The organism is Bacillus sp. FJAT-42315 (genome assembly GCF_002797375.1).
Taxonomy (GTDB): domain Bacteria; phylum Bacillota; class Bacilli; order Bacillales; family Domibacillaceae; genus Bacillus_CE.
On the sequence record NZ_KZ454941.1, the window covers coordinates 1758768 to 1779048 of the forward strand.

Consider the following 20281-nt stretch of genomic DNA (forward strand, 5'->3'; position numbering starts at 1 on the left):
TCGATCAACATGAGTCAAAATGAACAACAATATTTAAACCTTTGCCGCCATATTTTGCGTGAAGGTGTGAGAAAAGAGGATCGCACCGGAACAGGAACGATCTCTGTATTCGGGCATCAAATGCGCTTTAATTTGCAAGAAGGGTTTCCGTTACTGACAACGAAACGCATTCCTTTTCGTTTAATTGTCAGTGAGCTTTTATGGTTTATGAAGGGCGATACGAACATTCGTTATTTATTGCAGCATAATAATAATATTTGGAATGAATGGGCCTTTAAAAATTGGGTCGAAAGTGCAGACTATCATGGGCCAGATATGACCAATTTTGGTTTGCGAGCGTTAGAAGATGAGGCATTCAAACAAGAATATGAACAGCAAATGGCACTATTTAAAGAAAAAGTGTTAACGGACGATGGCTTTTCTGCCAACTATGGCAAACTGGGCGATGTGTACGGTAGCCAATGGCGTGCGTGGAAGACAACACAAGGAGAGACGATTGATCAGCTCCAAGATGTGATTGAAATGATTAAGAACAATCCTGATTCTCGCCGCATGCTTGTGTCTGCTTGGAATCCAGAGGATATTCCTTCCATGGCTTTGCCACCATGTCATACGATGTTTCAATTTTACGTTGCAGAAGGCAAGCTATCTTGTCAATTGTATCAGCGTTCTGGCGATGTCTTTTTAGGCGTGCCATTCAATATTGCTAGCTACGCTTTACTCACTTGCTTAATTGCTCATGAATGCGGACTAGAGCCAGGTGAATTCGTTCATACGATTGGTGATGCTCATATTTACGTCAATCATTTGGAGCAAGTCGAGACACAGTTGCAGCGTGAGCCAAAAACGCTTCCGATATTAGTGTTAAATAAAGAGAAAATGAATGTCTTTGATTTTGATATGGAAGATATCACAGTGGAAGGCTATGAGCCACATCCGGCGATTAAAGCACCAGTAGCGGTGTAAATAAAGGAAAGAAGTGATTTGATGATTTCATTTATTTGGGCGATGGATCAAAACGGTGTTATCGGCAAAAACAATCAATTGCCTTGGCGACTGCCGGAGGATTTGAAGTTTTTTAAAGAAACGACGATGGGTCATCCGATTGTGATGGGGAGAAAGACATTTGAATCGATCGGCAAGCCGTTGCCGGGGCGAGAAAATGTGATTTTAACTCGCGACCAAAGTTATGAAGCAGACGGCTGTACCGTTGTTTATTCCGTGGACGAGTTAGTCGAGAAAGCGGAAAAAGAAGAGCAGTTATTTATTACGGGTGGAGCGGAAATTTTTCGCTTAATGCTCCCATTTGTGGATCGTTTGTATGTGACGGTCATTGAGGAGTCATTTGACGGAGATACTCATTTCCCGAAAGAGCTGGACTGGGATGAATGGGAGCTGGTTTCTGCTACACCAGGGCTTAAAAATGAGAAAAACCCTTATGACTATCAGTTTCGCATATACGAAAAGAAGAAATAGCAGGTGATCTCTGCTATTTTCTTTCTGTTTTTAGGAGGAGAAACATGTTTCGCTTACTATATTTTGTCTTATTTTTAGTCGTGACGTTAATTGGGAGTTTGCCCACATTGCGAAAAAATAAAAAAATGAATAAGGAGCTGACTGTTGCCGAGCGTGATCAACAAGCGCATCAGCTACCGAAACGATGGGCGAGATCGGTTGTGAAATCGACCGGTTCAACTGTTGATATTAAAGGGCAGGAACATATTCCGAATGGCCCTGTGCTTTTCATTTGTAATCATGAAGGTGACTTTGATGTGCCGGCTTTACTTGGACATATTGAGAAGCCGTTTGGGTTTATTTCCAAAGTGGAAGTGAAGAAAGTGCCAGTCGTGCGCGATTGGATGGATGTGATCGGTTGCATTTACATTAATCGTAACAATCGCCGTGACGCGGTGAAAATGCTTCGTGATGGAGCAGGAAAACTAAAAAAGGGTCATTCGCTATTGATTTTCCCTGAAGGAACGAGAAGCTTAGGTGGAGAAATGAAGCCCTTTAAATCAGGCGGTTTTCGGATCGCTAAGGATGCGAACGTACCGATCGTTCCAATAGCGATTACAGGAACATCCGACATGTTTGAGAAGAATAACCGCAAAAAAGTAACATCTGGTCATATACAAATAGAGATTTTACCAGCGATTTCTTTTGATATATTTGAAGAATACGAGTTGAAAGATGTAGCGGAAATGGTGCAGGAGAAGATTCAAAGTGCGTTACATCAAATGAATACATAACGGGCGGAGCTGCAGATAAGTGGCTCCTTTTGTTTTTAATAAAAATAATTTTCTGAAAATCCTTGCTTTTCTGTTATTAGTATCGCATAATAATATTAATTATTTTAATGGATTACAGCGGTAAACCAAGTTAGTGAAATGTTAGGGGGAGTCATTGTGAAAAAGTGGGTAAAAGGAATGGCAGCGATCGGCATGACGAGCATGCTTATGCTAGCAGGCTGCGGCAATAGCGGCGAAGAAGAGAAAAAAGAAGAAGCAGGTCCCGCAAAGGAAGATACAGTCAAAATCGGGGTTACTCAAATTGTTGAGCATCCGTCATTAGACAATGCGTACAAAGGGTTTCAACAAGCGCTAGAAGATGCGGGCATTGAAGCCGATTATGATGTGCAAATCGCTCAAGGGGATCAAAATAATAACCAGACGATCGCTAATAACTTTGTTAGTGATAAGGTCGACTTAATTTTTGCGAACTCCACACCGAGTGCAGCAAGTGCATTAAATGCTACAAAGGAGATTCCAATTGTCTTTACTTCGGTGACAGATGCCGTCGCTGGTGGCTTAGTGAAAGACCTGAACAATCCTGGTGGAAATATTACCGGAACGACAGATCTTCACCCAGAGGCGATTCCGAAAACGATTGAATTTATGGCGAAGGAATTTGATGGGAAAAACGTCGGTGTCATTTACAATGCCGGGGAGCAAAACTCTGTCGCTCAAGTAGAAGCGGTAGAAAAAGTGATGAAGGAAAATGGATTGAAGCTTGTTCCGGTGACGGTGTCGACATCTTCTGAAGTGAAGCAAGCAGCAGAATCGCTCGTCGGGAAGGCTGATATGATCTATATCGTCACAGATAACACAGTCGTATCTGCGTTAGAATCAGTCATTCAAGTAGCCAATAAAGAGGATATTCCGATGTTTGTCGGTGAGCTTGATTCTGTAAAACGTGGAGGATTTGCGGCATTTGGCTTTGAATTTTATGACATTGGCTATGAAGCTGGTCAAATGGCCGTACAAATTTTGAAAGAGGGCAAGAAACCAGGTGATTTACCGGTTCAGCCACCGCAAAACTTGAAGTTACTGATTAACGAAAAAGCGGCAAAAGAAATGAACATTGAAATAAAAGAAGAATGGAAAGAACAAGCGGAATTTGTGAAGTGATGGAAAAAGGAGCTTTTCGGCGAGAAGCTCCTTTTTGTCACACAGGAGGGGAATAAGATGTTGACAGCTTTGTTTGGATCAGTTGAAGTAGGAATGATTTATGCGATTATGGCACTTGGCGTGTATTTATCTTTCCGAATTCTCGATTTTCCTGATTTGACAGTAGATGGAAGTTTTGTGACAGGAGGAGCTACTGCTTCAGTGTTAATTGTTTCAGGAGTCAATCCATTTTTAGCGACAGGAGCCGGGTTTTTAGCTGGCTTTATCGCTGGATGTTTAACTGGAATTCTTCATACGAAAGGGAAAATTAATCCGTTGCTTTCTGGTATTTTAATGATGATTGCTCTTTATTCTATTAATTTGCGGATTATGGGGAAGCCGAACGTCCCTTTATTGGCAGAAGAGACGGTTATAACGAAAATTTCCGCTTGGTGGCAAGGGCTAGGAATCAGCCTGTTTGACGGGGCAACTTGGGAAATCTTACTTTCGATGTTCCTGTTAGCATTCGTTATTAAGCTGATGCTTGATCTATTTTTAAAGACGGAAATTGGTTTAGGTTTACGGGCAGTTGGTGATAACGATGGTATGGTGCGCAGCTTTTCCGCGAATACCGACTGGTTAAAAGTGCTTGGACTTGGCTTATCGAATGCGTTAGTCGCTTTCTCTGGTGCGTTAATTGCTCAATATAATGGCTTTAGTGATGCTGGAATGGGAATTGGAATGATTATTATCGGCTTGGCGTCTGTCATTATCGGTGAAGCGGTGATTGGAAGTTCTTCTATTGCTCGAGCGACATTGGCCGTTTTAATTGGAGCTATTTTGTATCGCATCATTGTGACATTAGCTTTAAGAGTCGAATTTTTAGAAACTGGCGATATGAAATTAATTACAGCGGTGATCGTCATTATCGCATTAGTTGTTCCGAAGCTGATTGACAAACAAAAATCAGCATTGCGCAAAAAGAAACGAGCGGCTCAATTAGAAGCGGCTGTCGGGAAAAGAGGTGAGTCCCTTGCTTCAGTTAAATCAAATTTATAAAGTATTCTATGAGGGAACACCTGATGAAAAGATTGCCCTCAATCAAGTGAATTTACAGCTCAATCCAGGCGATTTCGTGACGGTGATCGGCAGTAATGGAGCGGGGAAATCGACGTTAATGAATATTGTCTCCGGTAAATTATTTCCTGATGTGGGAACGGTTACGATTGATGGGGCGAATATGTCGATGTTACCAGAGCATAAACGGGCGAAAAAAATTGGTCGCGTGTTCCAAGATCCGCTCGCTGGGACGGCACCAACGATGACGATTGAAGAAAATTTAGCACTGGCTTACAACCGTACGAAAACGAGAACGTTAGCTTTTGGTGTCACTAAAAGCAAGCGTGACTTTTTCCGCGGGCAGTTAGAAATGCTTCATCTCGGTTTAGAAAATCGTCTATCGGCAAAGGTCGGATTGTTATCAGGAGGGGAACGGCAAGCCTTGTCGCTCTTGATGGCGACCTTCACGAAGCCGAACATTTTATTACTCGATGAACATACAGCGGCGCTTGATCCGGCACGAGCCGAATTAATTACGAATTTAACGAAAGAAATCGTTGCTAAATTCGAGCTAACGACGCTTATGGTAACACATAATATGCAGCAAGCGATCGACCTCGGCAACCGTCTCATTATGATGGATAAAGGGCAAATTATTTTTGAAGCGAATGAAGCAGAAAAGCCGAACTTAACGGTAGAGAAATTGTTATCAGAATTCCAGCGAATTCGCGGCGAAGCGATGTTAAACGACCGCTCGTTGCTCGCATAGAAAAAGCTTGTAGAGACTCCATTCTCTACAAGCTTTTTTCATGTTTCTTCAAAAATCAATTGCTGATGCTGATTAAATAAACTCGGGTAAAGCAATAATCCTAAAATAATACTCGTTAATGAGGCCATTGCTAACAAGGAGAACACAATAATTAATTGATAACGAACCGCTTGAATGGGATCGGCACCGGCGATAATTTGACCGGTCATCATACCTGGGAGTTGAACGAGCCCGATCGTTTTCGTTCCATCGATCGTTGGAATGAGGCTAGAGCGAATCGTGTCCTTTAAGATCGCTTGTATTGCTTGTTTTGGCGAGCCTCCTAATGACAAGATCACAAGTACTTCTGCCTTTCTTGATTGGAGCTCTGCTTTTAACCGGTTAAGTAGTAAACTACAAATCACCATCGAGCTTCCGATGATCATTCCGCTAATTGGAATGACATATCTAGGAGCGGGAGGAATGATGTTCAACCCTAGCAGAAAGGTCATCGCAATGATTTCTATGATGACTAAAGTAGCGAGCACTCGTAGATGAATCCCAGGGAATCCATGCCCTTTCTTCACGACATTTTGCGCGGCTACACCAATCATTAATGAAATCATGAGAAGGATAAACAACGGATGATCGGCGGAAAAAATAAATGAGAGGACATAGCCAATGAGTAAGAGTTGAATGGTCGCCCTACAAGCTGATATTAATAGATCCTTTTCTAAACCGAGCTTTAAACTTTTGGATAAAATAATCGCTAAAAAGACAAAGACGAGGGCAGAAGACAAAGTGAATAAACTCATTATGACCATTCTCCCTTCAAAAAACGGCGAGTAATTTCTTTTTTAGGCTGTTGAAAAAAAGTCTGAGTGTCCGTTGCTTCCACAAGCTCGCCATCGACTAACAACCATGTGACATCCCCTACTCGTTTCGCTTGTTCTAAATCATGAGTCACCCATAATACCGTCTTCTTTTCTTGTTTTTGAATGTTGACAATCAATTGTTCAATTTCTCGTGCAGCGGATACATCAAGAGCTGAAGTCACTTCATCTAATAATAAGATCGATGTTGGATTGACGAGCGTTCGGGCAAGAGCGACTCGCTGTTTTTGCCCACCGGAAAGTTCTGCGGCATTGCGTGTCAGTAAGCTCGTTGGTAAGCCAACATACTCTAATCTTTTTCCTGAATCTTGAAGCTCCACTTGATGAAGTCGAGCTGCCAACATGAGGTTATCTTCCACCGTTCCTGGAAGCATCGTGGGTGTTTGAAACGCAAGACCGACATATTTTCGCAACTTGTTCACGTTCCAGTCACGTACTTCTTTGCCATCGATGAACACTTCTCCTTGATCAGGCGTCAGCATCAGATTGCAAAGAGATAAAAGCGTGCTTTTTCCGGAGCCAGAAGGACCGACTAACGTTAAAATGACGCCTTTAGGGATTTCAGCGGTCATCTGGCGAAGAACCTTTTGTGTGCCATTCTGAAAATATTTGTCTACTTGCTTAAAGGTTACTGCATAATCTGTCATCAATAATAAACCACCTATTCCATTTGAAATATCGACATGTATTAGCTATTATCCTAAATTAGGCATATCTTTTTCAAGTTTGCGATCATAGGAAAAACGATCAAAATGAGTAAATATCATTTAATTTCCTTTCATTTAACGGTATAATGGCAAGAGATTGACTGTATAGTTAGGATGTGTAAGTATGAAAAAAATAAAAATAGTAACTGATTCGTCTGCAGATATTAGGGTAGCCGATTTAGAGAAATACGGAATTACTAGAGTTCCATTAACCATTTTAATAGACGATGAATCTTATTTAGATGCAGTCGAAATTTCCCCTGACGAATTTTTAGTGAAAATGCAGCAAGCGAAAGAATTACCGAAAAGCTCGCAACCGCCTGTCGGTCGTTTTTTAGAAGTGTACGATGAGCTTGGCAAGGACGGCAGTGAAATTTTATCGATTCATATGACAGGGAAGATGAGCGGGACGGTTCGCTCTGCTCAACAAGCCGCTGAAATGAGTGAGTCGAAGGTGACAGTCCTAGACTCTGGCTATATTTCGAAAGCTTTATCTTTTCAAGTGATCGAAGCGGCGAAAATGGCGGAAGAAGGCTGCACGATGGATGAGATCCTCGCTAAATTAGCGGAAATCCGTTCGCAAACGAAGCTGTATATTGTTGTCGATACGCTAGAAAATCTAATTAAAGGTGGCCGCATCGGAAGAGCTACTGGCTTTATCGGTTCTTTATTAAATATTAAGCCGATTTTGAATTTGGACCTTGCTGAATTAAGCCCAGTGACGAAAGTTCGTAGTCATGCACAAGTCGTGAAATTTTTATCGAAGCAGCTAGCGGAAGAGCTCAAAGGCAAAGAACTACTCAAAGTAGGCCTTGCTCACGCAGGTGGACAAGAACTGGCCCGTAAGCTAACAGACAAAGTGATTGAATTGACTGGCTTTGAAGAGATTGAAATCGATACAACAACACCAATCATCTCCACTCATACAGGCCCTGGCGCAGTGGCGATTATGTATTGGGCGAAATGACAAAAGATGAAATGAATGACCCGAGTATTAGGATTATTTCTGATGCTTGGGTTTTTGTTTGTCATGAAGTGGAGAAATATAATGGTAGGCTTAGATGGGGAACTATCGTTGAGTATTAACAAAATTTTTTCAAGAAATGAGACTTCAGATTATGGCGCATAGCCAAGTGGTAAGGTGAAGGTCTGCAAAATTTTTATTACCGGTTTGAATACAGAAGATTTAAAAGGTTTATCGGCTAGCTAACCTAAACGCGGGACAGCATCTTTTAATATTAAAATCGAATATATTTAAACGCTTGCTGTATGGTAGGGTTTTTTATTCCAACTGAAGGTGTTTTTTTATATTTCTAGAAGTTGTAATATTAAACATTTGTTTGTCGAAGGAGGAAGCATTTTGGCTAAAAAGAAACGTAGAAAGCAGAACAACAGTAGAAAAAGAATACAAGATAATTATAGTATACAACAAATGGAAGTGAATATGAGCGGTGTGCAAGGGTTAGGAGATATTTTGAAATTCGCAGAACTTCTAGGATTAGGTGCTTCTATTAGCCAAGAGCCATTTGAAAATGTAGGGACTATCCATAAACAGTTTAAGGAATTGGTACATACGGTAGATAGGTTTAATCACTTTTTTGCTAAAAAAGGTTGGATAGCATTTGAAACACTAAGCTACGAGTTAATGAAGAGATGTGTAGAGCTTGCTGAAAGTGGAAAACCAAACGATGCCGAAAGGGAGTTAATTAGCTATTTTACTGATAGAGGGAATGTAAACTTTCTTGCTTCACGCTTAAAGAATATAGAAGAATTTAAGCCGCGTAGGGAATTGTTAATGAACGCATTAGATGATCATTTTGACGGTAGATATCATGCTAGTGTGCCGTTGTTTTTAATGCTAATTGATGGCTTTGTTAACGAGTTTGAACGGTATGGATTTTTTGCTGAAAAAGTAGACCTTAACGTATGGGATACAATTGTAGCTCACGAAAGCGGTTTAGGGACTGTTGCTAAAATTCTCGGAAAAAGCCGTAAAAAGACAACTAACGAAGAGATAACTCTTCCGTACAGGAACGGTATTTTGCACGGTAGGGATCTAGGTTATGGTAACGTACAAGTGTCCGCAAAAGCATTAGCCACCCTGCTATCATTAGCTGATTGGGCTAAAGGCATTAAAGAAGGTAAAAAAGGCATTACGAAAGAGTATGAACTGCCAACGTTAGAGGAATCAAGCGAACAAATAGCTTCGGCGCTAGAGGTGTGGCAGGAAAGTAGATGTCAAAGAGAGTTTATGGATGAGTGGAAACCACGTGAGGTAATCGTAGGAGTTGATATCCCTGTTAATGGTGATTTATCGGAATATGGTGAAGATACGCCTGAAAAGGCTGTAATGGAGTACATTAGCTATATACAAGTAGGTAATTACGGCAACCTTGCTAGAATGACAACCAATTATAGTAAATCGTTAACTGTTGGTAAGTTATCAGGTAGATTACGCAAACTATTTTTAGGAAAGTCGCTAATTAGTTACGAGTTGGTGAGCGTGACAGATAGTGCACCTGCTATTAGCGTAATTGAAGCTAAATTAACATTTGACATAAGCGGTAAACAGGTTGAGAATAACCGTGAATTTAGGGTTATTTACGAAGATGAAAAAAATGATCCAGTTGCCTGGGGTTACAAGCAAGCTGATTGGAAAGTAATGTTTGACTATCAAGATATTGAATACATTGAAATTTTCGGGGATAGGAATAGTTAATGTCAAGTACCGATAATGCCTGTATATAAACGTTAAATTAAGCGATGAAAATTAGAGATTTTGAATGATAATAGTTTAAAAAGGAATAAAGGGGAACTAGATAAAATGCTTCGGGAATATTATGTCTACGAATATTTTATTAAAGATACACAAGAAGTTTTTTACGTTGGAATGGGAAAAGGAAATCGAGTTACAACTGATACAAGAAACTTAGAGTGTGAAAAAATAAAAAAAGAGTTTGAATGGAGTTATAGAATTGTTCAAGATAATTTGACTGAACAAGAAGCGAGTGTTTTAGAGATACAAAAAATAATCGATTACCGTGAAGCGGGTCAACCTTTAACAAATATAAAGCCGGGTGGTGTTGGGGAGAAATTAGATGAGGATGCTATTGCAAAAACTAAGTATTTAGTCTTTTTAAATAAACATAATGTTATTAAAATGACACATAACGAAGTGTGTGAGGAAACAGGAGTCTATTCTTCTTTAGTATCGTGTCTTTATAGTGATGAGCTATACCCTGAAATCCAGCATAAAGTTCCAAATGATATTGATGATATTATACGACGTTATAATACTCGAACGTATACAGAGGAAGAGAAAAAAGTAGGGTATATTAAATACATACTTGAGTTATTAGATAAAGGTGTAATAAAAATGCCTCAAACGCAACTTGCATCTCTGTTTAATATGACACCTTCAAATATTAGTTCTATAAAGAAAGAGAAAACTCATGCAAAAATCCCTGCAATAGTACCTGATAATATTGGGTATTATCTTCGTGAATACGATATAAATATTATTTCAGAAGAAGAAAGAAAAATTGGAAACTTAAAGTTTATCCTAAGATTAAAGGAGGAAGGGGTCATTAATATTCAGGATAAACAAGTGTCAGAAATTCTAGGTGTTTCTAGTTATTATGTGGCAGATGTAAAAAGACCGCCTGATGAAAAAAGAAATCGTTACTCTTATCAAGAAGTGCGCCCCGATAAAGACATAATCGCAAAGTTGACACCATTCTTTGTTGTTAAGAAATAAATATATGTTACAAATAAGAAAAAGTTCGTTGCCTTGTCCCCATAAATAAATTCCCCGTCCGACTCTACGTTACGTTGTCAGACGGGGAATTACTTTTCGCGTTGTCCAGCCCCGACTCCTAGACACTCGAGTCAAATGCCAGCCTGACTGCATGGCTGAAGAACGCCATTACGCCATTACGCTATTCTGTCATTCGCTCGTCATGTCTAAACAGTCGGCTCCACTTTTCCTCAAGCAGGCATTGGCGTCGGAGTCGGCTCAGCATAGCCTTCATTATACTTGTTATCAATATAGTCACGAATGTCTTTTAATGATTTACCTTCTTTGTGCATCAGGACGGATTCGGCTGCGATTTCGAGGCAGACGCCGCAGCGTGTGCCATGGTCGTCCCATACGACTTTTTCTTCGTTGATGTCAGCGACGAAGCAGTTTAAGTTGCTTTTATGACCTGCTGAATCGCCGCAGCCGCAGTAGCATGGCATCGATTCTAGTACTTCTGGGTTTTTCGCTGCTGCTAAATAGATGGTTTTCATTTGATCATCTTTATCTTGTAAAAAGTTTGGCATTTCATCGACGGAAGCGGTTTCTTCTTGGAGGTCACCGTTTGGCTGGGTGTGCATATGATCCGCATGGGATTCGGATTCACTAGCTTTATGACCTTCACTTTCTTCCTCAGACACAGAAGAGCAACCGGCAATAAGCAAAAGTAAACTACTAAGAACGGCAAAGTAAGTCCATACTCGCATTGTAAATCTCCTTTTCTGTATAATGGTTTATTATACATGAATCATAGATGTGAAACCAATGGTAGCTATGGGGTGAGTGATCCTTTTTCTCGCATATGAATATGCTATAATATCAGTAGTTTAGACAGCGAGGTGAGAGGTTTGAAGAGAGCATGGCTTCTTGTCGTTGCTTTCGTTTTTAGCTTATCTGCTTGTGCCGCGCAAGAAGAAAAGGTAGAGATTGTGCCACAAGATTTACGTGTGGTTTCTATAGGGGATTCCTTGACAGAAGGTGTGGGCGATAGCACGGAAACAGGTGGCTATATCCCTTATTTGCAAAATGAGTTAGTTGAGCTAGAAGAGGTGAAAGATGCGACCTTCACGAACTATGGAATTAAAGGAAATCGAACGGACCAGCTTCTTAAACGGTTAGATGAGCAACAAGTGAAGCAGTCGATTGAGCAGGCGGATTTTGTCATTATTACGATTGGCGGAAATGATATTATGAAAGTATTGAAGGAAAACTTTACCCGATTAAAGGTCAATCAGTTTGATGATGGAAGAGAGCAATACGAAAAGCGCTTAAATGAAATCATTCAAAAAGTAAGGCAAAGCAATGAGGAAGCGGGAATCGTCTTAGTGGGATTATATAACCCATTTTTAGATATGCTTCATGACGTTCAGGAAGTGGAAGCTATTTTGAACGAATGGAATGAAACGAGCAAGCAAACAGTGGAGAAATATGATCGAACGACCTTTGTTGCGGTGGAAGATCTGTTTACCAATCCAAAAGAAGAATTGTTATATGTGGATCAATTTCATCCGAATGATCGAGGCTATCAGTTGATGGGGGAGCGTATTTTTGACACAATTAAAGGCAAAGAGCTAGAAGAATTGACCAATAAGAAAATTATGTATGTAAAAGAGGAGCAAAGATGAAAAATTTTTGGAAATATGCGTGTATCGGAATAGTGGCGGTGAACTTATTCGTGTTGATCGCGATCGGTGTGATGTTATTCTCTCCTATGAAGGACGATGCGATGCCGACAGATTCGCCTTTAGAAGGAGCAGTTGAGTTTCAAGTAAAGTCGAATAAAGAAGATTTAAATAGAATGATACAATCCTATATTGAACAAGAAGCGAAAAATAGTCCGATAGAATTGAATATGTACTTAAAAGATGAAGTGATTATGTATGGACAAATACCGGTGTTTTCAAGTGGGATTGACTATAAGCTGACGTTCGAACCGAAAGCATTAGACAATGGTGACATTGTGTTAAAGCAAAAAGAAATGAAGATGGGACGAGTGGATCTTCCTGTATCTTATGTGATGAAGACGGCTCGAGATGCCTATCCATTCCCGAAGTGGGTGAAATTTATGCCGAACGATCAAATGATCTATCTGTCATTGAACGAGCTAGAGTTGAAAAGCGATGTGAAAGTGCGTGCCGATCGCTTTGACTTGAAAAAAGATGATATTCAATTTACGTTAATGCTTTTAGAAGAAGAACAAGGAAACAACGAAGCCGCTCAACAGTAATCGAGCGGCTTGTTTTGCGCAGAAATTTCTTTACATTTTCTATCATTCTCCTTTATATTGAGGAAAAAAGGGGGAAAAGAAGTGCGGAAATCATTTTTTCATTATTTAATGAAGCATCGAGAAGAGCCTCCACGCGATGATGTCGCGGATTTTGCTAATTATGCGTTTAAGGATCATAGCTTTCCGAAGCATGAAGCAAGCTACGATGAATTAAGCCGATACTTAGAACTTAACGGGCTCTATTTACGGAGCATGGCCGTTTTTGATGAAGCGTGGGAAAGATATATCGAAGAAGAAAAAATTTAAAAAATGAAACCTTTTGTTTTTGTTTGCGTATCATTAGGTAGCAAAAAAATTATTAGGGGGAATTCTCAATGTCATTTTTCGGTAAAGTACTAGCAAGCTTTGGTGTAGGTGGAGCGAGAGTAGATACGAAGTTAGAGCGCTCTGAATATACAGCTGGAGATATGATGCGTGGTAAGGTGGAGATTTATGGCGGCAACGTTCCTCAAGATATTGATTCGATTTACTTAAAGGTAAACACAACGTACACACGCGAAACGGATGATCATAAATATACTGATTATGCTGCAGTCAAAAAGCAGAAGCTAAATGAGCCTTTTACGATCGGGGTAGGAGAGACGAAAGTGATTCCGTTTGAATTAGAATTGCCGATGGATACGCCAATCACTTATGGTAAAACGCGTGTATGGGTCGAAACGGGCTTAGATATTAAAAATGCAGTCGATCCGGAAGATAAAGATTACATAGAAGTGCGTCCGACACTACTTGCGGCAAAGATTTTAGAAGAAATCGAGCTACTTGGTTTTCGTTTACGTAAAGTTGATTGTGAACAGGCTTCGTTAAAAATTGCGAGCCACTATCCGTTCGTTCAGGAATTTGAATTTGTCCCAACGTCCGGAGTGTTCCGCGGTCGCCTTGATGAACTAGAACTAATGTTTATTTCCCAAACAGAGCAATCCGCTCAGCTATTAATCGAAGTCGATCGCAAAGCGAGAGGGTTAGGCGGTTTTCTCGCAGAGGCGCTTGATATAGATGAAAGTCTCGTCAATGTTCATATTACGACACAAGACTTGCCACAGCTAAGAGAAAAGCTAACGCAAATCATTTCTGCTCATATGTAACAATTGCAACTGTCATATAAAAACATTAAAATGAATGATGCAATAGCTATCCCACTGGAGGTTTGATCATGAGCATTCATATTGGAGCAAAGGAACATGAAATTGCTGAAACAGTCCTTTTACCAGGAGATCCATTAAGAGCAAAATATATTGCTGAAACGTTTTTAGACAATCCTGTTTGCTATAATGAAGTACGCAATATGTTCGGCTATACAGGGACTTATAAAGGGAAAAGAGTGTCTGTCCAAGGTACTGGAATGGGTGTTCCATCCATTTCGATCTACATTAATGAATTAATGCAAAGCTACAATGTCCAAAACTTAATTCGCGTAGGAACTTGTGGCGCTCTTCAAAAAGATGTGAAAGTACGCGACGTCATTTTAGCGATGAGTGCGTCAACGGATTCACAAATGAACCGCTTCACATTTAATGGCATTGATTATGCCCCGACAGCGAACTGGGATTTATTGAAGAAGGCCTATGACGCTGGGATAGAAAAAGGGCTTCATTTAAAAGTAGGTAACGTATTTACGGCAGATATGTTCTATAACGACAATGCCGAGCATCAAAAATGGGCTGACTATGGCATGTTAGCGATTGAAATGGAAACGTCTGCTCTTTACACATTGGCAGCGAAATTTGGCCGCAAAGCGCTTTCTGTATTAACAGTGAGTGATCACATTATTACAGGAGAAGAAACGACAGCGGAAGAACGCCAAACGACATTTAACGAAATGATTGAAGTCGCTTTAGAAGCGGCGATTCAAGAGTAATCATGGAGAAGGCCAGCCTAGCATAAAAAGGCTGGTTTTCCTATGTCAAATGAAATTATGGGGAAATCAGGTGACGAAATGAAGAAAACGGGTTTAGTATTGACAGCCGCATTATTACTGGGCGGATGTCAGTCGTCAGATGAGGAGAAGAAAGTAGAGAAGCAAGAAACGACTCAAGAAGAGAAAAAAGTGAGCCAGCCGTCTGGCCCGCAGCTTGAAGCTGTTTTTTTCAATGAAGTGAAGCAAGTGGATGGAAAAGCTGTGATTGCCAATCCAGAGAATGTGCTAGCGTTAGTCAATAAGGAATTTACTTTGCCAGGGGATTATAAGCCAGCCGATTTAGTGCGTCCGAACGTGCCTTTTTCCTTTGGTAATCAAGACATTGAAAAAAGCTATATGAGAAAAGAAGCGGCGGACGCGATGGAGGGAATGTTCCAAGCGGCAGAGCAAGAAGGCATTCATTTATTTGCTGTTTCTGGCTATCGCTCGTATGAACGGCAGCAACAAATTTTGGCGAGTCAAATCGCTAAAGTAGGAGAAGAGAAAGCGTTAGAGGCGGTGGCTCCACCGGGTTCGAGTGAGCATCAAACAGGGTTGACGATGGACATTTCCGCAGAAAGTGTGCAATTTGATCTCGTTCAATCGTTTGAAACGACACCAGAAGGTCAGTGGCTAGAGCAAAACGCTCACAAATTCGGATTCATCTTGCGCTATCCGAAAAGCAAAGAAGATGTGACACAATATATGTATGAGCCGTGGCATTTCCGTTACGTTGGAAAGGATGCGGCGAAAGAGATCTTTGAAAATGGCTGGACGCTTGAAGAATATTTTAACAATGTAGAAAAGATTTAAGAAGTCCATACTAAGTGGCAAAAGGAAACGAGGATCGCCACTTAGTATTTTTTTCTTGACTAATATACCATACATGGGTATAGTATAAAGTGAGAGGGGTGGAAATTATGGGAAATGAACCACATCGTACCGTGTCTCATCGAAACGAGGAGCAGAAGAAACAATTATTAAATCGGTTAAACCGAATTGAAGGCCAAGTGCGTGGAATTCAAAAAATGATTGATGAAGATCGTTATTGTGTCGATATTCTTGTGCAAATTACGGCGATTCAATCAGCGTTAAAAAATGTCGGGATGCACGTTCTTGAAGATCATACGAATCATTGTGTCGCTGGTGCAATTCAATCAGGTGAGGGGAAAGCTGCTATCGACGAATTAATGAAAGTGTTTAATCAATTTAGTCGAACATAAAGGGAAAAAGAGTTGACGAAAGAAGGGAATAAAGATGAGTCAACAACAAGTCAATTTGAAAATATCCGGCATGACGTGTGCCGCTTGCTCCACTAGAATTGAAAAAGTGTTAAACAAAATGGATGGTGTAGAGGCGAATGTCAATTTAACGATGGAAACCGCAACGGTTACGATCGATAATGAGCAAGTGTCTGCGAAAGAGGTTGCGGAAAGAATCGAAAAGATGGGCTATGGTGTGCGCACCGAAAAGGTCGAGCTAGATGTTTTTGGCATGACATGTGCCGCTTGTTCTGCGAGGATCGAAAAAGTGCTCAACAAAATGGATGGTGTCAAAACAGCCGTCGTAAACTTGACGGCAGAAACGGCATCGGTTGAATTTGAATCCGGTGTTACTTCTGTTGACAGCATTGTCGCAAGGATCGAAAAACTTGGATTTGAAGCGAAGGAAAAGCAAGGGCAGCAAGAGAAAGCAGCTCATAAAGAAGAGGAATATGAAGCGAAGAAACGGAAGCTTCTCATTTCAACTTTATTATCATTGCCGCTTCTCTATACGATGTTTGCTCACTTTCCATTTGATACGCATATACCCGTGCCTCATATTTTGATGAATCCATGGGTGCAGCTCCTATTGGCGACGCCGGTTCAGTTTATTATTGGCTGGTCCTTTTATGAAGGGGCGTACAAAGCGTTACGCAATAAAAGTGCTAATATGGATGTGTTAGTGGCATTAGGAACATCCGCTGCCTATTTCTACAGTTTGTTTGAAGCGTTTCGCACAATGGGAACGAATGAAGCGCCGCATTTATATTTTGAAACGAGTGCGGTGTTAATTACATTAATTTTATTCGGTAAGTTACTAGAAGCAAGAGCGAAGGGACGGACGACTGAAGCGATTTCTTCTCTTTTGAATTTACAGGCGAAATATGCGACAGTAATAAAGGATGGGCAAGAAGTACAACTGCCAGTTGAACAAGTGGTGCCAGGGGATCTCCTGTTAGTGAAGCCGGGTGAGAAGATTCCTGTTGACGGCGTGATTCAATCTGGAACGACCAGTGTCGATGAATCGATGATTACCGGCGAATCGATTCCAGTTGAAAAAATGATCGGTGATACGGTTATTGGAGCAACGATCAATAAAAATGGCTCGCTAACGGTGCAAGCAGTAAAAGTAGGAGAAGAAACAGCTCTTTCCGGTATTATTCGTGCTGTGGAACAAGCGCAAGGAAGCAAAGCACCAATTCAACGTGTCGCTGATCGAGTGTCTGGTATTTTTGTTCCGATCGTAGTCGTGATTGCTCTTGTCACGTTTTTCGTGTGGCTCGCATTCGTCGATCGTGGCAACACAGCAGCGGCCCTTGAAGCGGCGATTGCTGTACTAGTGATTGCTTGCCCTTGTGCATTGGGGCTTGCTACGCCGACATCAATTATGGTCGGTTCTGGAAAAGGGGCTGAAAATGGGATTTTATTTAAGGGTGGAGAGCATTTAGAAAACGCTCAACGCTTAAATGCCATTATCCTCGATAAAACGGGCACGATCACAAAAGGGAAGCCGGAAGTGACTGATTTTGAAGCGATGGACGAAGAGGTTCTTTCGCTGTTAGCATCAGCGGAAAAACAGTCTGAACATCCTTTAGCAGAAGCGATTGTTCGCTATGCCGAGGAACAAGGAGTTCAAATGATTGCTCCTACGGCATTTGAAGCAATTCCAGGTCACGGCATTCAAGCAGAAATTGCTGGAAAGAAAGTGCTTGTTGGTTCGCGCAAATGGATGAAGGAAAACGGCGTTGACTTTCATCCATACAAAGACAAAATGTTCCAGCTAGAGGAGCAAGGGAAAACAGCGATGTTAATTGCTGTTGATCAGCGCTTAAGTGGTTTGATTGCTGTAGCCGATACGATTAAAGAAACAGCGAAACAAGCGATCGAGCACTTAGTCAAGGAAGGCATCGACGTTTATATGCTCACTGGAGACAACAGTCGTACAGCGAAAGCGATTGGCCAAGAAGTAGGCATTGAAGAGGCACGTATTTTCGCTGAAGTATTACCGCAAGATAAAGCACATAAAGTCGAGGAGCTACAAGCGAAAGGCTTCGTTGTCGGCATGGTGGGAGATGGCATTAATGATGCCCCAGCATTAGCTCTTGCTGATGTCGGGATGGCGATTGGTACCGGAACCGATGTGGCAATTGAAGCGGCTGACATTACGTTACTTGGCGGTGACTTACTGCTTATTCCAAAAGCGATTAAGCTCAGCAAAGCCACGATCAAAAACATTCGTCAAAATTTATTTTGGGCACTAATTTACAATGGAGTCGGTATTCCGATTGCAGCGTTTGGTTTACTCGCTCCGTGGGTAGCGGGTGCGGCGATGGCGTTTAGCTCCGTCTCCGTTGTCACCAACTCCCTGCGCTTAAAACGAGTTAAAATTTAAAAATTGGAGGATACAAACATGGAACAAACAACTTTACAAGTAAAAGGAATGACTTGCGGACATTGTGAGAAAGCAGTGAAATCCGCTTTATTAGAAGTAGAAGGTGTGAAAGAGGTTACGGTTGATTTACCAACTGGTTCAGTAGCAGTTGCCTTTGACGCAGAAAAAGCAACAGTCGCTCAAATGAAAGAGACGGTAGAAGACCAAGGATATGATGTAGAATAAGTGAAAAAGCTTCCCATTCAATGAAATGGGGAGTTTTTTCTTTTTTATTATTTGAAAAACTGTTAGAATGGAAGAGTTGAAAAATAACTGTACTAAAGGATGGAAAGCGGTGAGCAACATGGAAGAAAATCAGTCAGAACAATCTGGTGACAAGCAAGCCCATTATATTCATTTGAAGAAGTTTCATTTCGTTATGCTTGTATTCTTTCTCGTCTTTGTCTCAGCAGCTATTACCACGATTGTTCTAGCTTTCGGCGATGAAAAAGCAGCGGAAGTGGGCGTGACGCCTCGTAATGAGTTTGCCAAGTTATATGACGCATATGACAAGTTACAAAGTAACTATTACAAGGACTTAAATAAAGATCAGCTCATAGATGGTGCAATTAATGGTATGTTGGACTCACTAGATGATCCATATTCAGATTATATGGATCAAAAAGAAGCAAAAAGCTTTCATGAAAGTGTTTCAGCATCTTTTGAAGGAATTGGTGCTGAAATTAGAGAAGAAGATGGAACGATTATGATTGTTTCGCCAATTAAAGGGTCACCAGCGGAAAAGGCGGGTATTAAACCGAATGATAAAGTTCTTTCGGTTGATGGCAAGAGCGTTCAGGGAATGAGTTCCTCTGAAGCGGTCATGTTGATTCGCGGCGAAAAAGGCACGAAAGTCAAATTGAAAATTCAACGTGCCGGAACACCGAAACCAATCGAAATGACGATCGTACGTGATGAAATTCCGGTCGAAACGGTTTATGCTACAATGGATGATCATAAAGTCGCTCATATTCAAATTACGAGCTTTTCCGATCATACGGCAGAAGAATTGAAAAAAGCAATAAAAGATATGGAATCCCAAGGGATGACATCCATGATTCTTGATTTGCGCCAAAATCCTGGCGGGTTATTGGACCAAGCAGTAGAAATTACGAGCATGTTTGTCCCAGAGGGCGAAGTGCTATTCCAAGTGGAAGACCACACAGGAAAACGTGAGAAGTTTGTGTCCGACGGCAAGCCGAAGTTCGATCTTCCAGTCGCTGTACTTGTTGACGAAGGAAGCGCTAGTGCATCGGAAATTTTTGCCGCAGCGATGAAAGAATCAGCTGGTATTCCGATCATTGGTGAGAAAACTTTCGGGAAAGGAACCGTTCAAACATCCGAAGAATTCAAGGACGGCTCTAACATGAAATTTACAACCGCAAAATGGTTAACACCGAAAGGGAACTGGATTCATAAAAAAGGCGTTACACCGGATACAGTGGTGAAATTACCGGACTATGCCAACCTAGCCTTCTTAAATCCAGATCAACCATTGAAGCTAGATCAATTATCAGATGAAGTAAAGAATGCCGAGAAGATGCTAGAGGCGATCGGTATCAATCCTGGAAAAGTAGACGGCTTTTTTGATGAACAAACAGAGATCGCTGTGAAACAATTCCAAGAGCGAATCGGGCTTGAAATAACCGGCATCATTGAAGGTAAAACATCACTCGAACTCATGGCGAAGCTAAGAGAGCAAATTGAACAAAATGATACGCAAAAACAAAAAGCCATCGAGATTTTAACGAAGCAGAAAGTTCCAGCTGCTTCCTAATGCAAAAAAAGGCTGTTTCAAAGAGAGTTTCTGCTCTT

Annotated in this window: 22 protein-coding genes; 19 read left to right on the forward strand and 3 right to left on the reverse strand. The window is 41.0% G+C overall.

Annotation, left to right across the window (positions count from 1 at the left end):
• The first annotated feature begins 9 nt into the window (after nucleotides 1–9).
• From CEF22_RS08580 to CEF22_RS08605, 6 genes are all read left to right on the forward strand, one after another.
• On the forward strand, nucleotides 10–966 hold the full coding sequence (locus tag CEF22_RS08580; RefSeq protein WP_100402521.1) for a thymidylate synthase: 957 nt from the start codon (nucleotides 10–12) through the stop codon (nucleotides 964–966).
• Nucleotides 967–984: 18 nt separating this feature from the next.
• Nucleotides 985–1476 (forward strand): dihydrofolate reductase, encoded by a 492-nt coding sequence (locus CEF22_RS08585; RefSeq protein ID WP_198508047.1) that lies wholly within the window; start codon nucleotides 985–987, stop codon nucleotides 1474–1476.
• A gap of 44 nt (nucleotides 1477–1520) precedes the next feature.
• Complete coding sequence (locus CEF22_RS08590; protein WP_100402523.1) at nucleotides 1521–2249, forward strand: lysophospholipid acyltransferase family protein; 729 nt, start codon at nucleotides 1521–1523, stop codon at nucleotides 2247–2249.
• Nucleotides 2250–2387: 138 nt separating this feature from the next.
• Nucleotides 2388–3407 carry an ABC transporter substrate-binding protein gene (locus CEF22_RS08595; protein WP_100402524.1) on the forward strand — a complete coding sequence of 340 codons (1020 nt, stop codon included), beginning with the start codon at nucleotides 2388–2390 and terminating at the stop codon, nucleotides 3405–3407.
• Between the two features lie 57 nt (nucleotides 3408–3464).
• Complete coding sequence (locus tag CEF22_RS08600; RefSeq protein WP_100402525.1) at nucleotides 3465–4445, forward strand: ABC transporter permease; 981 nt, start codon at nucleotides 3465–3467, stop codon at nucleotides 4443–4445.
• Nucleotides 4420–5214, forward strand: coding sequence for an ABC transporter ATP-binding protein (locus CEF22_RS08605; protein WP_100402526.1), 795 nt, complete (start codon nucleotides 4420–4422; stop codon nucleotides 5212–5214). The genes CEF22_RS08600 and CEF22_RS08605 overlap by 26 nt, the downstream gene beginning before the upstream one ends.
• Before the next feature lie 38 nt (nucleotides 5215–5252).
• On the opposite strand, the gene CEF22_RS08610 is transcribed toward CEF22_RS08605, so the two are convergent.
• Nucleotides 5253–6008: an ABC transporter permease gene (locus CEF22_RS08610; RefSeq protein ID WP_100402527.1), complete on the reverse strand. Its 756-nt coding sequence runs from the start codon at nucleotides 6006–6008 to the stop codon at nucleotides 5253–5255.
• Nucleotides 6008–6733, reverse strand: coding sequence for an ABC transporter ATP-binding protein (locus CEF22_RS08615; protein ID WP_100402528.1), 726 nt, complete (start codon nucleotides 6731–6733; stop codon nucleotides 6008–6010). Before CEF22_RS08615 ends, CEF22_RS08610 begins: the two co-directional genes overlap by 1 nt.
• A 184-nt stretch (nucleotides 6734–6917) precedes the next feature.
• On the opposite strand from CEF22_RS08615, the gene CEF22_RS08620 reads away from it, so the two are divergent.
• From CEF22_RS08620 to CEF22_RS08630, 3 genes are all read left to right on the forward strand, one after another.
• Nucleotides 6918–7760, forward strand: a complete 843-nt coding sequence (locus tag CEF22_RS08620) for a DegV family protein (protein WP_100402529.1) — start codon at nucleotides 6918–6920, stop codon at nucleotides 7758–7760.
• A gap of 393 nt (nucleotides 7761–8153) precedes the next feature.
• Nucleotides 8154–9512: a hypothetical protein gene (locus CEF22_RS08625; RefSeq protein WP_100402530.1), complete on the forward strand. Its 1359-nt coding sequence runs from the start codon at nucleotides 8154–8156 to the stop codon at nucleotides 9510–9512.
• Nucleotides 9513–9617: 105 nt separating this feature from the next.
• Nucleotides 9618–10550 (forward strand): GIY-YIG nuclease family protein, encoded by a 933-nt coding sequence (locus CEF22_RS08630; protein ID WP_100402531.1) that lies wholly within the window; start codon nucleotides 9618–9620, stop codon nucleotides 10548–10550.
• Between the two features lie 230 nt (nucleotides 10551–10780).
• On the opposite strand, the gene CEF22_RS08635 is transcribed toward CEF22_RS08630, so the two are convergent.
• Nucleotides 10781–11296 (reverse strand): PCYCGC motif-containing (lipo)protein, encoded by a 516-nt coding sequence (locus CEF22_RS08635; RefSeq protein ID WP_100402532.1) that lies wholly within the window; start codon nucleotides 11294–11296, stop codon nucleotides 10781–10783.
• Between the two features lie 132 nt (nucleotides 11297–11428).
• Between CEF22_RS08635 and CEF22_RS08640 the strand changes: the two genes are divergently transcribed.
• The 10 genes from CEF22_RS08640 to CEF22_RS08685 all read left to right on the forward strand — a co-directional run bounded on the left by CEF22_RS08640 (nucleotide 11429) and on the right by CEF22_RS08685 (nucleotide 20243).
• Complete coding sequence (locus CEF22_RS08640; RefSeq protein ID WP_442857359.1) at nucleotides 11429–12214, forward strand: SGNH/GDSL hydrolase family protein; 786 nt, start codon at nucleotides 11429–11431, stop codon at nucleotides 12212–12214.
• Entirely contained in the window at nucleotides 12211–12816 is a 606-nt protein-coding gene (locus tag CEF22_RS08645; RefSeq protein ID WP_100402534.1) for a YpmS family protein, read from the forward strand. Before CEF22_RS08640 ends, CEF22_RS08645 begins: the two co-directional genes overlap by 4 nt.
• 81 nt (nucleotides 12817–12897) lie before the next feature.
• Entirely contained in the window at nucleotides 12898–13122 is a 225-nt protein-coding gene (locus CEF22_RS08650) for a YozE family protein (protein WP_100402535.1), read from the forward strand.
• Between the two features lie 68 nt (nucleotides 13123–13190).
• On the forward strand, nucleotides 13191–13961 hold the full coding sequence (locus CEF22_RS08655) for a sporulation protein (RefSeq protein ID WP_100402536.1): 771 nt from the start codon (nucleotides 13191–13193) through the stop codon (nucleotides 13959–13961).
• Between the two features lie 68 nt (nucleotides 13962–14029).
• Nucleotides 14030–14734, forward strand: a complete 705-nt coding sequence (deoD, locus tag CEF22_RS08660) for a purine-nucleoside phosphorylase (protein WP_100402537.1) — start codon at nucleotides 14030–14032, stop codon at nucleotides 14732–14734.
• A gap of 57 nt (nucleotides 14735–14791) precedes the next feature.
• On the forward strand, nucleotides 14792–15586 hold the full coding sequence (locus tag CEF22_RS08665) for a M15 family metallopeptidase (protein WP_442857401.1): 795 nt from the start codon (nucleotides 14792–14794) through the stop codon (nucleotides 15584–15586).
• A 107-nt stretch (nucleotides 15587–15693) separates the two neighbouring features.
• Nucleotides 15694–15996: a metal-sensing transcriptional repressor gene (locus tag CEF22_RS08670; RefSeq protein WP_094836469.1), complete on the forward strand. Its 303-nt coding sequence runs from the start codon at nucleotides 15694–15696 to the stop codon at nucleotides 15994–15996.
• 34 nt (nucleotides 15997–16030) lie between these two features.
• Nucleotides 16031–18427 (forward strand): heavy metal translocating P-type ATPase, encoded by a 2397-nt coding sequence (locus tag CEF22_RS08675; RefSeq protein WP_100402538.1) that lies wholly within the window; start codon nucleotides 16031–16033, stop codon nucleotides 18425–18427.
• A gap of 18 nt (nucleotides 18428–18445) precedes the next feature.
• On the forward strand, nucleotides 18446–18652 hold the full coding sequence (gene copZ, locus CEF22_RS08680; protein ID WP_095480611.1) for a copper chaperone CopZ: 207 nt from the start codon (nucleotides 18446–18448) through the stop codon (nucleotides 18650–18652).
• 118 nt (nucleotides 18653–18770) lie between these two features.
• Nucleotides 18771–20243 (forward strand): lmo1851 family serine protease, encoded by a 1473-nt coding sequence (locus CEF22_RS08685; protein ID WP_100403959.1) that lies wholly within the window; start codon nucleotides 18771–18773, stop codon nucleotides 20241–20243.
• Nucleotides 20244–20281: the final 38 nt, after the last annotated feature.

Excerpts from the sequence above, each read along its gene's own strand:
- CEF22_RS08620 (WP_100402529.1), top strand. The coding sequence starts at position 6,918 with ATGAAAAAAATAAAAATAGTAACTGATTCGTCTGCAGATATTAGGGTA.
- CEF22_RS08645 (WP_100402534.1), top strand. The coding sequence starts at position 12,211 with ATGAAAAATTTTTGGAAATATGCGTGTATCGGAATAGTGGCGGTGAAC.
- CEF22_RS08685 (WP_100403959.1), top strand. The coding sequence starts at position 18,771 with ATGGAAGAAAATCAGTCAGAACAATCTGGTGACAAGCAAGCCCATTAT.
- CEF22_RS08675 (WP_100402538.1), top strand. The coding sequence starts at position 16,031 with ATGAGTCAACAACAAGTCAATTTGAAAATATCCGGCATGACGTGTGCC.
- CEF22_RS08670 (WP_094836469.1), top strand. The coding sequence starts at position 15,694 with ATGGGAAATGAACCACATCGTACCGTGTCTCATCGAAACGAGGAGCAG.
- CEF22_RS08635 (WP_100402532.1), bottom strand. The coding sequence starts at position 11,296 with ATGCGAGTATGGACTTACTTTGCCGTTCTTAGTAGTTTACTTTTGCTT.
- copZ (WP_095480611.1), top strand. The coding sequence starts at position 18,446 with ATGGAACAAACAACTTTACAAGTAAAAGGAATGACTTGCGGACATTGT.
- CEF22_RS08595 (WP_100402524.1), top strand. The coding sequence starts at position 2,388 with ATGTTAGGGGGAGTCATTGTGAAAAAGTGGGTAAAAGGAATGGCAGCG.
- CEF22_RS08615 (WP_100402528.1), bottom strand. The coding sequence starts at position 6,733 with ATGACAGATTATGCAGTAACCTTTAAGCAAGTAGACAAATATTTTCAG.
- CEF22_RS08600 (WP_100402525.1), top strand. The coding sequence starts at position 3,465 with ATGTTGACAGCTTTGTTTGGATCAGTTGAAGTAGGAATGATTTATGCG.
- CEF22_RS08580 (WP_100402521.1), top strand. The coding sequence starts at position 10 with ATGAGTCAAAATGAACAACAATATTTAAACCTTTGCCGCCATATTTTG.
- CEF22_RS08655 (WP_100402536.1), top strand. The coding sequence starts at position 13,191 with ATGTCATTTTTCGGTAAAGTACTAGCAAGCTTTGGTGTAGGTGGAGCG.
- CEF22_RS08630 (WP_100402531.1), top strand. The coding sequence starts at position 9,618 with ATGCTTCGGGAATATTATGTCTACGAATATTTTATTAAAGATACACAA.
- deoD (WP_100402537.1), top strand. The coding sequence starts at position 14,030 with ATGAGCATTCATATTGGAGCAAAGGAACATGAAATTGCTGAAACAGTC.
- CEF22_RS08610 (WP_100402527.1), bottom strand. The coding sequence starts at position 6,008 with ATGAGTTTATTCACTTTGTCTTCTGCCCTCGTCTTTGTCTTTTTAGCG.
- CEF22_RS08665 (WP_442857401.1), top strand. The coding sequence starts at position 14,792 with ATGGGGAAATCAGGTGACGAAATGAAGAAAACGGGTTTAGTATTGACA.
- CEF22_RS08590 (WP_100402523.1), top strand. The coding sequence starts at position 1,521 with ATGTTTCGCTTACTATATTTTGTCTTATTTTTAGTCGTGACGTTAATT.